General features: G+C 58.7%; 11 protein-coding genes and 5 pseudogenes. 5 read left to right on the top strand and 11 right to left on the bottom strand.

Translation table 11 applies throughout. The features are described from left to right. Positions 1–80: 80 nt before the first annotated feature. The 8 genes and pseudogenes from Q8O29_RS14200 to Q8O29_RS14165 form a co-directional block, all read right to left on the bottom strand. Entirely contained in the window at positions 81–692 is a 612-nt protein-coding gene (locus Q8O29_RS14200) for a PAS domain-containing protein (RefSeq protein WP_305563866.1), read from the bottom strand. Positions 693–1,027: 335 nt separating this feature from the next. Continuing rightward, a pseudogene (locus tag Q8O29_RS14195) lies at positions 1,028–1,460 on the bottom strand (Fic family protein); the annotation flags it as partial. 282 nt (positions 1,461–1,742) lie between these two features. Further along, a complete protein-coding gene (locus Q8O29_RS14190) occupies positions 1,743–2,225 on the bottom strand; it encodes a hypothetical protein (RefSeq protein WP_305563864.1) in 483 nt (160 codons plus the stop codon). Then, positions 2,222–2,950, bottom strand: coding sequence for an alpha/beta fold hydrolase (locus Q8O29_RS14185; protein WP_305563862.1), 729 nt, complete (start codon positions 2,948–2,950; stop codon positions 2,222–2,224). Before Q8O29_RS14185 ends, Q8O29_RS14190 begins: the two co-directional genes overlap by 4 nt. Beyond that, entirely contained in the window at positions 2,950–4,185 is a 1,236-nt protein-coding gene (locus Q8O29_RS14180) for a CaiB/BaiF CoA-transferase family protein (RefSeq protein WP_305563860.1), read from the bottom strand. Before Q8O29_RS14180 ends, Q8O29_RS14185 begins: the two co-directional genes overlap by 1 nt. Before the next feature lie 117 nt (positions 4,186–4,302). Then, a complete protein-coding gene (locus Q8O29_RS14175) occupies positions 4,303–5,478 on the bottom strand; it encodes a type II toxin-antitoxin system HipA family toxin (RefSeq protein WP_305563858.1) in 1,176 nt (391 codons plus the stop codon). A gap of 113 nt (positions 5,479–5,591) precedes the next feature. After that, the gene (locus tag Q8O29_RS14170) at positions 5,592–5,897 is read right to left on the bottom strand and encodes a helix-turn-helix domain-containing protein (RefSeq protein WP_305563856.1); all 306 of its coding nucleotides are present in this window, start codon (positions 5,895–5,897) and stop codon (positions 5,592–5,594) included. Between the two features lie 102 nt (positions 5,898–5,999). Further along, positions 6,000–6,438, bottom strand: a pseudogene (locus tag Q8O29_RS14165) (CaiB/BaiF CoA transferase family protein); the annotation flags it as partial. Positions 6,439–6,563: 125 nt separating this feature from the next. Here Q8O29_RS14165 and Q8O29_RS14160 point away from each other — a divergent pair. Both Q8O29_RS14160 and Q8O29_RS14155 read left to right on the top strand, forming a co-directional pair. Continuing rightward, positions 6,564–6,830, top strand: a complete 267-nt coding sequence (locus Q8O29_RS14160) for a BrnT family toxin (protein ID WP_305563854.1) — start codon at positions 6,564–6,566, stop codon at positions 6,828–6,830. After that, positions 6,823–7,080 (top strand): BrnA antitoxin family protein, encoded by a 258-nt coding sequence (locus tag Q8O29_RS14155; RefSeq protein WP_305563852.1) that lies wholly within the window; start codon positions 6,823–6,825, stop codon positions 7,078–7,080. Before Q8O29_RS14160 ends, Q8O29_RS14155 begins: the two co-directional genes overlap by 8 nt. A 25-nt stretch (positions 7,081–7,105) precedes the next feature. Here the strand turns inward: Q8O29_RS14155 and Q8O29_RS20400 are convergent. Next, a pseudogene (locus Q8O29_RS20400) lies at positions 7,106–7,196 on the bottom strand (CoA transferase); the annotation flags it as partial. A gap of 702 nt (positions 7,197–7,898) precedes the next feature. Between Q8O29_RS20400 and Q8O29_RS14150 the strand changes: the two are divergent. After that, positions 7,899–8,258, top strand: coding sequence for a hypothetical protein (locus Q8O29_RS14150; RefSeq protein ID WP_305563851.1), 360 nt, complete (start codon positions 7,899–7,901; stop codon positions 8,256–8,258). Positions 8,259–8,270: 12 nt separating this feature from the next. Then, positions 8,271–8,780: a hypothetical protein gene (locus Q8O29_RS14145; RefSeq protein ID WP_305563849.1), complete on the top strand. Its 510-nt coding sequence runs from the start codon at positions 8,271–8,273 to the stop codon at positions 8,778–8,780. A gap of 92 nt (positions 8,781–8,872) precedes the next feature. Here Q8O29_RS14145 and Q8O29_RS14140 read toward each other — a convergent pair. Next, a pseudogene (locus Q8O29_RS14140) lies at positions 8,873–9,099 on the bottom strand (cyanate hydratase); the annotation flags it as partial. A gap of 152 nt (positions 9,100–9,251) precedes the next feature. Between Q8O29_RS14140 and Q8O29_RS14135 the strand changes: the two are divergent. Continuing rightward, on the top strand, positions 9,252–9,431 hold the full coding sequence (locus tag Q8O29_RS14135; protein ID WP_096698807.1) for a hypothetical protein: 180 nt from the start codon (positions 9,252–9,254) through the stop codon (positions 9,429–9,431). A gap of 204 nt (positions 9,432–9,635) precedes the next feature. On the opposite strand, the pseudogene Q8O29_RS14130 reads toward Q8O29_RS14135, so the two are convergent. Continuing rightward, positions 9,636–9,830: pseudogene (locus tag Q8O29_RS14130) on the bottom strand (cyanate hydratase); the annotation flags it as partial. Between the last annotated feature and the right edge of the window lie 35 nt (positions 9,831–9,865).

Below are 9,865 nucleotides of genomic sequence, written 5' to 3'. Positions count from 1 at the left end.
CCCCCCCCCCCCCCCCCCCCCCCCCCCCCCCCCCCCCCCCCCCCCCCCCCCCCCCCCCCCCCCCCCCCCCCCCCCCATGCCTACAGGCCAGGCGTGTTGGCGTCAGTTAAATCGATGACCACCACCAGGCAGGACTGTCCGCGTGGCGAGGCGCGGGCCACCACCTGGAGCCACCCCGATCCAGCCGCGCCGTCAGCCTGCGCTTTGCAACTATGCCGGCCGCTGCCGCCGCGCGCCTGTTCCAGCAAAGCCAGCAGCGCCCGGCGACTGCCCGGCGCGACCAGGCTGGCGATGCTGCGGCCTCCCAGGTCATCGCGCTCTACCTCCAGCATGCGGGCACCCGCCAGGTTTCCTTCGATGACTCGGCCCGCGCCATCAACGGTGAAATAAGCCACCGGCGCGAAGTCGTAAAGCGTTGCGCTGCGCTGCGCCGACCGCTCAAGATCGCGGCGATCTTCTTCCATGTGTTCGTGCTGCAGATCAAGCTCCACCTGGTGCACTTGCAGCTCATGCAGCAGCTTGAGCGCATCGCCGGCAGTGGCCGGGTTGCTGGCAAGGCTGTGCAGCAGCGTCAGTGCTGCTGCACCGGTTGTCCAGCCTTGGGTTCGAGGGGCGTTGCCTCCCTGAAGCCTGACTTCTGCAGTCTGACGCAGCTCTGCGTGGGTGGGCGATTCGGCGGTAGTGGTGAGCATTCGGCCTCCGGGGTATTGCGGCGATCAGAACTTGATGGTAGCGCGCTAAGGGCTGGACCAGCCAGCCTGTGAACAGACGTACAGGCCGTATCTTGCAAACCGGTAAATCATTGAAAAAGTGGGTTTTTCCCTTATTAGCGCACCAGCATGCGGAGGTTGTTGGGGGCAGTCACAGCGCCTCCTGAAAAAGCGCAGACTTGTTGATGCCTTTGCGGCTTCACGGTATGGGTGTCTCTGCAGTTGCTATGACTTTGATAGCTTTTCAGATCCAGCATGACATAGATTGCGGGTCCGCAATGTCAAGCTTGCAGGCCATCGAGCGCCGCAAAAGCTTCTTACGCCACCAATTCATAACTCGTACTTCGCCCACCCGAGTCCGATTTTTTCAACACACCCGCAGTCACCAGTTCGTTGATGTCACGCAGCGCGGTATCCGCCGAGCACTTTGCAGTCATCGCCCCCTTGCTGCTGGTCAGCTTGCCATCAAAGCCATCGAGCAAGCGGTTCACCAGCTTGACCTGTCTTTCATTCATCGGCATTTCCGCCCAGCGCTGCCAGAAGCGGGCGCGTCCCAGGACTTCCGAGAGTGTGGCCTCTGCGCCCTCCACGGCGCGCAGCAGGCAGCCTAGAAACCACCCCAGCCAGGGCGTGACGTCCATGGCGCCTTTTTTGGGTTTGCTCCAGCCGGTCGTAGTAGTCCTTGCGTTCGCGCTGGATCTGCGCCGAGAGGCTGTAAAACCGCTGCGCCGACCGTTCTGCCCTGGCCAGCGATATGCTATATTTTTAGTAGCGCCTCATGCTTGCTGGGTAAGGGCTAGAGGGCGATTTGATGCTTGAAATCGGCTAAAACCGGCCTGAGTACCCCTTTTGGGCCTGAGTTTTAAGAGCAAATCGGCCTCTAGCCCATGTACAGCATGCGTCTTCAGCTATTAATTCAGGAGCAAATTCGTTGCCCCGCTTGGCTGTCATCCCGGCCTTGAGCCGGGATCCATCCCCTTGCTGCGGCCGACCCAAGTTGCTGGATGGCGGATCACGTCCGCCATGACAAGCTCAGCCCTTGCCGCCCAGCGCCTTGCGCGCAGTCGCCAGCCGCTCTTCCAGGTAGGCGCCGTAGAAGTCGTTGGAGCCCAGGCCGACCAGGCGTTCGGCAATCTCCTGCCCGTTGGGCCCGAGAAACAGCACCGTCGGTGTGAAGCCGGCTTTCCAGGCGGCAATCTGCACGGCGGCGGTGGTGGCCTTGCCGTCGAAGCCGATCAACGGCGTGCTGCGGTCGCTGATGTTGAGCTGCCAGGCGTGCAGGCCGGCCTCCTGGCGGCCGGGCAGCAAATAGTTGCGCCTAACCACCTCGCAATACGGGCATCCGGGCAGGCTGACAAGTATCACCAGCGGCTCTTTTTTGGCGGCGGCGGTTTGCACAGCGCCGGGCAGGGAAACCGGCACCGGCAAGGCTGTGTCTTTGGCCCATGCCAGCGTGGGCAGCAGCAAGCTGCCCGCCAGCGCGGCGCTGAACTGGCGGCGTGCCAGCAGTGTCATGCGCAATCCAGCAGAATTTTCGCCAGCGCTGCCGGCTCGCTGATCATCGGATCGTGGCCGGTTTTGATCTCGACAATTTTTGAGTTGGGCAACCAGGCACCGTCCCAGAACTTCGGGTCTTTGGCGCGCAGCCGGCTTGGCTCTATCGTGGCCAACGCCGGCTGGGTGCAATTGACAAAGGTGCGCGCAATCGCCGCCACGCGCTGCATGTCAAAGCTCAAGGGCGCTTGGTAGGTGTTGCCGGGGTGCGGCGTCTGCCGGCGCTTGACCCAGGCGTGGTCGGCATCCGTCAGGCCAAACACCTCCGGGTCGGGCGGCGGAAAGCTGAAGCGCGTTGAGGCCTTGGCCGCCGACAGGCGTTGCTGCTGCGTGGCGGCAGATTGTGTGCTGCTCCAGCTTTCGCCGGGTTTGGGAATCACCGCATCGACATACACCAAATGCTTGAGGTGTTTGCCTATGCGGTCGGCCACCGCCGTGCCAATCATGCCGGCGTAAGAGTGCACGGCCAGCACCACCTCGTGCAACTCTTCCACCTCAATGGCGCTGATCACGTCGTCAATGTGTGTGTCCAGCGTGATCGCAGGCGAAAGCAAATGGGCGCGCTCGCCCAGGCCGGTCAGCGTGACGGCGTGCACGCGGTGCCCCTGCTGCTGCAAAAGTGCGCTTACCCGCTGCCAGCACCAGCCGCCGTGCCAGGCGCCATGCACAAGGACAAAATTGGCCATCAGATCACCTCTTTGTGTTTCAGGTCAGACAGTTGTGCGTCAGAGTAGTTCAACACCTCACGCAGCACCTCTTGCGTATGTTGGCCCAGCAGCGGCGGCGCCAGGTCTGTACGCACTGGTGTGGCGCTGAGTTTGATCGGGCTGGACACCAGGCGCAAGTCGCTTTTAACCGGGTGCTCCCAGTGCGTGACCATCTGGCGGGCGGCAATCTGCGGGTCGGCAAACACCTCACCCAGGTGGTTGATCGCGCCGCAAGGGACTTTGGCGGCCTCCAGCGCCGCCAGCCAGTCGGCCTTGGTACGCGTCAGCATGATGGCGGCCAGCAGCGGTACCAGCACCGCACGATTCCGCACCCGGTCGCGGTTTCTGGCGTACTGCGCATCACTCGCCAGCTCGGGGTGGCCGGCCACCGCGCAGAACTTGGCGTACTGGCTGTCATTGCCCACGGCCAGAATCAAGTGGTCTTTGTTTCCATCAGCGGCGGGCGCCACTTCAAACACCTGGTAAGGCACGATGTTCTGGTGCGCATTGCCGGCACGCCCCGGCACCTTGCCGCTGACCAGGTAGTTGGCGCCCAGATTCGCCAGCATGGCGACCTGTGTGTCCAGCAGCGCCATGTCCACCTGCTGGCCTTCGCCGGTTTTTTCGGCATGGCGCAGCGCGGCCAGAATGCCGACGGTGGCGTACATGCCGGTCATCAGGTCAGCCACCGCCACCCCCACCTTCTGCGGCCCACCGCCGATGTCGTCCCGTTCACCCGTCACACTCATCAGCCCGCCCATGCCCTGAATCGCGTAGTCGTAACCGGCACGCTCGGCATACGGCCCGGTCTGGCCAAAGCCGGTGACCGAGCAGTAAACCAGTTTGGGGCTAAGCACCTTGAGCGACGCGTAGTCCAGCCCATAACGCGCCATGTCACCCACCTTGAAGTTTTCAACAAACACGTCGCAATGCGCCACCAATTCACGGATCAGCGCCGCGCCCTCGGGCTTGGCAATGTCGCAGGTGAGGGACCGCTTATTGCGGTTGGTGCCCAGGTAGTAGGCCGCCTCGGCCGTATCGGCGCCAGCGCTGTCCTGCAAAAACGGCGGCCCCCAAGTGCGCGTGTCGTCACCGGTGCCGGGGCGTTCGATCTTGATGACGTCGGCCCCAAGGTCAGCCAGCGTCTGGGTACACCAGGGGCCCGCCAGCACGCGGGAGAGGTCGAGGATTCGGATGCCGTCTAGGGAGTTCATGGGGGCATTTTGCCTATTGGCTATGGGTAAGGCTGGCTGAAGGGGGCATTCGCTTGGGCGCCTCCGCCGGATGTTTTCGACTATTTAAGGAGGCCTACGCGAAAAAGATCGCGGGGTTTATCGTCGACGTCGTCTGTCTGGTCTCGCGGAAGCTGCTTCGGCTGCCTTGTAAATAGCGTCTGCGTTTTCAGCCAGCGCATGACTCAGCTTGAACGCCGGGGCAACATATTTAACTGCATCAGCATCAACATTCACTGCGGACATTCGTTTTGCCCACTCGCTTGCAATCAAGGTCGCAGCCCGAGCGAGCCAAGCCACCGCGCTTTCCATATCCAGCTCGAAGTGGCGCGCTGATCGCAGCAGACGCTCCGGCGTGCATTCACGACTTCCGTGCTCGTCGCACGCAAGGCTTAATAGCCCGGCCGTTTTTGGCTGCGGCGTGATATCGAACGCAGGAGATAAGCGCCAGACTCCTTTGGACAAAATAAGTGCGTGATTGCGCGGGTGATCGTCCGTATTGCCGACCAAAGCGTTAAACGTCATCCTGCGCCACAGCTCATGAAGGTCTTCGACGTGCCCGGACTTTAGTTGCCAGCGCCTGAGCATATCGGCCATCACCAGGTAAGAGCGACGCGGGTTATCGTGATCGCCTGATCCATCCAGGCCAAGGATGGTGTGTGCGCTGGTGTAGTGCAGCCGTGTGGGCTTGAATGGACTGCCCCCTCGATCGAATCGCTCGATCAAATAGACCTTTCGCTTTTCGTCGCCCAAAAGCTGGATTTGGGGAACCGAAAGACCAGCTTCTCGCGCGAGATCCATCACCACGAATTCTTTTGCCGGCAGATGAGGGACATCGCCTCGGTCTTGCATCTTTGCCAGCCATAAACGCTCGCCATCCTGAACGGTAACTTTTGGCCTTTCTCCTCCCGCACTGGTCGATTCGTCTTCAAGCAGTCGTCGGATAGCCCGACTCGCAGGCGCAGTGTCCTCAAGCTCCCCGATCACATCCATCAGATCTTTGATCGCGGGGGGGCGCCATGTGTCAATTTTTCGCTCGATATCGGCGCAGACCTCTATGGCTCCGGCGCCATCAGCCAAGCCTGCCTGCAACAGCTCCAGGACGTTCAGCTCCCGTTTTGCCACCGCTTTCAAGCGGTCGGCGCCGTAGCCCGCAGGTGCAACATCCAAAATGACGCCCGGGATGCCACTGTTCGATTGAAATGACCTACCTTTGATGCGCTTGGTAAACGGCAGCACAACAGGATCCAGTGGGACGGCGTAGGGCGTTTCCATGTACGCAGGCTCGTACCTCACGACACCGCGATCCTGCTCAAGCTCGAAATCCCCCGTGAGCGTGGGCTCCGTGGCATCAGGCAGCCAAGTCCAGATAGGTGTCGAGGTCATGATCAGCCTCGCGCCCTCTTGGGTAGTTTTCGGATGGCTTGCTCGGTGAACCGGGGATCCTTATGCGGGTCGAAGACCTCATCAAGCTGCCCCAGAAGCCCCAATGTTTCCATGACCTTGGCCAAAGAGCCCAAACTCACGCCCGGTTTTCCCGCTTCAAGGTCTACAACCGTACTCAGACCGAGGTCCGCAGCGCGTGCGAGATCCGTCTGCGTCATTTCGCGGACGCGCCTTGCCTGTGAGATGCGCGAACCCAACTCATGGAGCGCAATCTTCGGTAAAACAGGGAATGGATTCAACTTGGGCACGGTGATTAATAATCTTATAAGAATAATTATGACATAATAAATGTTCCAAAAACAATATTATTGGAGATTTGATATTGGTGGCCCTGACCCTGTGCTCTTTCAGCCAGTTACACTCATCATCCCGCCCATGCCCTGAATCGCGTAGTCATAACCCGCGCGCTCGGCATACGCCCCGGTCTGGCCAAAGCCGGTGACAGAGCAATAAACGAGTTTGGGGTTAAGCACCTTGAGCGACGCGTAGTCCAGCCCATAACGCGCCATGTCGCCCACCTTGAAGTTCTCCACAAACACATCGCAATGCGCCACCAGCTCGCGGATCAGCGCCTGGCCCTCGGGCTTGGCAATGTCACAAGTGAGGGACCGCTTGTTGCGGTTCGTACCCAGGTAATAAGCGGCTTCTGCCGTGTCGGCGCCAGAGCTATCCTGCAAAAACGGCGGCCCCCAGGTGCGCGTGTCGTCCCCGGTGCCGGGGCGTTCGATCTTGATGACATCGGCCCCCCAGGTCAGCCAAAGTCTGGGTACACCAGGGGCCCGCCAGCACGCGGGAGAGGTCGAGGATGCGGATACCGTCTAGGGGGGTTCATGGGGGCATTTTGCCTTCAGATCGAGATGCCTCCTGGTTGTTGTCGTCGTTGACAATATGCATAGTATATGCATAATAGAGATGTGGAGTTTGAATTTAATCCCGCGAAGGCACAAGCCAATCTGCGCAAGCATGGCGTGAGTTTTGCTCACGCTGAACAGGCGCTGCGCGATCCGCTGGCTGTCACCATTGAAGATCCTGATGCCATCGGTGAGCAGCGCTTTGTTTCGCTGGGCATGGATGCATTGGGGCGCGTTTTGGTGGTCGTTCATACCCAGCGTGAGGAGCGGACACGTGTCATTTCCGCTCGCAAGGCCTCCCGAGGCGAATCGGAGCAATACCATGCGTGAGGAATACGACTTCAGCAAAGGCAAGCGCGGCGCAGTCATCCCCTCGCCCGGAAAAACGCGCATCACCATCATGCTTGACGATGACATCATCGAAGCATTTCGGACCAAGGCGGAAAATGCCGGAGCGGGTTATCAAACCCTCATCAATGCAGCACTTCGCGATGCGCTCTCTACAGTCAATGACAAAGAAAAACCGCTTACCGTCGCTGCGCTGAGGCGCGTGCTGCGCGAAGAGTTGCATGCTGCATGAGCCTTCGTCATTGAGCTCAGGTCATCGCATGGAGGTCAGCCAGGGTCTGGGTACACCAGGGGCCCGCAAGTACGCGGGAGAGGGTCGAGGATGCGAATGCCGTCTAGGGAGTTCATGAGGGCATTTTGCCCCCAGCTTTGGACGCGACCGGTTGAAGGGTGAAGGGAAGTGCTGAAACTGAGCGGCGAACCACTAGAGCTGGCTGCGTGACGTGGCTAGTCTGATAGAACCAGAAAAACCACAGATCCCCCGATTGAAGGATGGGCATGACGAGCTGCGAGTCTAGAATTCGCTCGTAGCTACTGTCGGGCTTGTTGACTTCTCTTACAGTAATGCCTGCATAAATTGCACATTACCTCGCCAAGCCAATACAGGCAGCCTTTTCAAGGGGATTACATGTCTCAGTCGAACCGCAGCCACCAAATTACTCCGAAGGTTTTGCGGTCTAAAATTACGGTGGGCGTTATGGGGGAGCAACAATGAAATGCAGGTTCTTGCAGACGCTAGCGTTGACACTTTTCTTGGCTGCATGCGCGTCTCCGCCCGGCGCATCACCCCAGTCGCCTGAAGGTTTCCAGTTACACGCCGCCTCCGACGGTCGCGTTTATCGAATAGAAACTCGCACCGGAAAAACCACCTTTTTGAACGGTGGAGTGTTTCGTGAAGTCCCAGAACTAGCTATGCACCAATTGAGCGTGGGGACGGTGTATCGGGCCGAAGACGGCAAAGCAACGTTTCGCTACTCCGGAAACGGACTGCTCGAGAAGTGGGGACTTGACAGATACAACCTCCCCGAAACACCGAGCCAGAAGTAGCCAATGACACCAATTCGTAAAAGAGCTATTGCGTGGGTATTGGCAGCGACCGCCGTTGCGGTCGCATCACTCGCAGTGAGCTTCATCTACCTGCGCGATCAACATCTCAACGACCTAACGCTTGTTGAGTCCAAGATCCAAGTCGTAGCGGACGAACGCGGCTTCAAGCTCGAAGAGGCACGGAAAGCGGGCTACTCCGATAGCGAAATTGCGAAGTTTCTGGTTGCAGCCGACCGCGCAGAATTTGATCAACAATGGCTCCGCATCCTGTTGGCAGTCTCGGCAATCTACGCAGTCATCGTTCTTGGTGTTTTTGCCTCCACGCTATTGCATGAGTCCAAGAACCTGACGGGCGATTCGTAACGATGAGGCCTCATGATGGATAGTCCCACAGCACTTCACCAGCTCGGCCGCTTCATCTTCTTGTTTCAGCACACGGAGGCTGCGCTCACCGAATTGCTAACCCTTCTGGCAGACGCGGACGATGAATTCATCCGAATCCTGGTGAATGAACTGGAATACACGAAGCGGGTGAAGACGACTGGTGTCCTCTTCGCTCGATTTCTCGACATCCGCCGGGGGAGATATGACGAGGAGAAGAAGGTGTTTCGTGAGCTAATGAGCGAACTATTGAAGTTGGGAGAGAGACGGAATGAAATGGTCCATTCCAAATATTGGATGTGGACGAATGTTGAAGGCGCATCGGGGCTCATTCGAGAGAACTCTGTGCTTCGGGCTAGTAAAGGTGTCCGGGAGAGCACTGAAGAGGAGCTTCTGCCGGAAGCCTTTGAGCTAGACTGCGGCCGCATTTCGATGGCGCTTCAATCGCTCGAGAAGTTTCGTCTCAAAATCATTGACTGGGTGCACCCCAATGAACCGGCCTAACATCAATCGAAACGGACGCGCAAGCGTCTCTGGCCGTCTGCGGCCTTCGTTCAAGTGTGCCGGTTGATTCCGAAGTTAGCCTTCGGTTTGTGTCAGTAGGTTTTGTAAGGCAAAAACTTGCCCGATAACACCACATTCACCCGATTCCCCTTTGGGGCCGGTTGCCGCACGATGTCCCTGGAAAAATTGATCGCGCTCATGATGCCGTCGCCGAATTCTTCGTGGATCAGTTCATTGATCGTGGTGCTGTACACATTGACAATTCCGTACCAGCGCTAGATCAGGGGTCGGTGGGCACCGGGGGTATAGAGCCTATGCACAGAACAAGTTTCAAGGCAAGTCGCTTTAGCGCATAACCGACGTCGCCGCGCCTCGCGTGAAGGTGTCAGACGTGGCACTTTTGTTGATAATCGGAAGCTAACGACCCCTAGAATCAATTTTCTTCAGCTCACAACCCACAAGGAACACACCATGCGCAATTTTTCTGGCAAAGCTCCTACCTTCGTCGTGTGGGTGATTTCTCTGGTTCTGTTTGTTGTTGCCCTGCTCGCACACTTTGGCGTGGTGCGCGTGGGCGAGCCGATTGCGACCTGGTCGTGGATCGTGGGCTTTGCGCTGTTGCTGCTGGCCTGCCGGATTCGCGGACTCTAGAACCGCGAGACGCCAGGGTGCCAGGCGGAACCCCGGTTCATCGAAATCAATAGGTCTTGTAAGGCAAAAACTTGCCCGACAGCACCACGTTCACGCGGTCAACCAACGGGTGCTGCCAAGGCATTGATCGCCATTGCTCAGAAGAACCCGAAAATTCTTGCGTATCTTGCCAATGACGAGGGATTTGCGCTGGCGGCCTGACCTTCAATAAGTCTTGTAAGGCAAAAACTTGCCCGACAACACCACATTGACCCGATCACCCTTGGGGTCTGGCGTGCGCACGATGTCCATCGAGAAGTCAATCGCGCTCATGATGCAGTCGCCAAACTCTTCCTGGATCAGTTCCTTGATCGTCGTGCCGTACACACTGACGATTTCGTACCGGCGGTAAATCGGCGGGCCGATTGATGCCAATACGTTTCGTATATACAATG

This window comes from Polaromonas sp. (assembly GCF_030689685.1).
GTDB lineage: Bacteria > Pseudomonadota > Gammaproteobacteria > Burkholderiales > Burkholderiaceae_C > Polaromonas.
This window is presented reverse-complemented; position numbering and strand designations above follow the sequence as displayed.

Bases quoted from the DNA above. Each gene is read 5' to 3' on its own strand.
- Q8O29_RS14185 (WP_305563862.1), bottom strand. From the start codon at position 2,950: ATGGCCAATTTTGTCCTTGTGCATGGCGCCTGGCACGGCGGCTGGTGC.
- Q8O29_RS14200 (WP_305563866.1), bottom strand. From the start codon at position 692: ATGCTCACCACTACCGCCGAATCGCCCACCCACGCAGAGCTGCGTCAG.
- Q8O29_RS14145 (WP_305563849.1), top strand. From the start codon at position 8,271: ATGATGGATAGTCCCACAGCACTTCACCAGCTCGGCCGCTTCATCTTC.
- Q8O29_RS14190 (WP_305563864.1), bottom strand. From the start codon at position 2,225: ATGACACTGCTGGCACGCCGCCAGTTCAGCGCCGCGCTGGCGGGCAGC.
- Q8O29_RS14180 (WP_305563860.1), bottom strand. From the start codon at position 4,185: ATGAACTCCCTAGACGGCATCCGAATCCTCGACCTCTCCCGCGTGCTG.
- Q8O29_RS14150 (WP_305563851.1), top strand. From the start codon at position 7,899: ATGACACCAATTCGTAAAAGAGCTATTGCGTGGGTATTGGCAGCGACC.
- Q8O29_RS14135 (WP_096698807.1), top strand. From the start codon at position 9,252: ATGCGCAATTTTTCTGGCAAAGCTCCTACCTTCGTCGTGTGGGTGATT.
- Q8O29_RS14155 (WP_305563852.1), top strand. From the start codon at position 6,823: ATGCGTGAGGAATACGACTTCAGCAAAGGCAAGCGCGGCGCAGTCATC.
- Q8O29_RS14175 (WP_305563858.1), bottom strand. From the start codon at position 5,478: ATGGAAACGCCCTACGCCGTCCCACTGGATCCTGTTGTGCTGCCGTTT.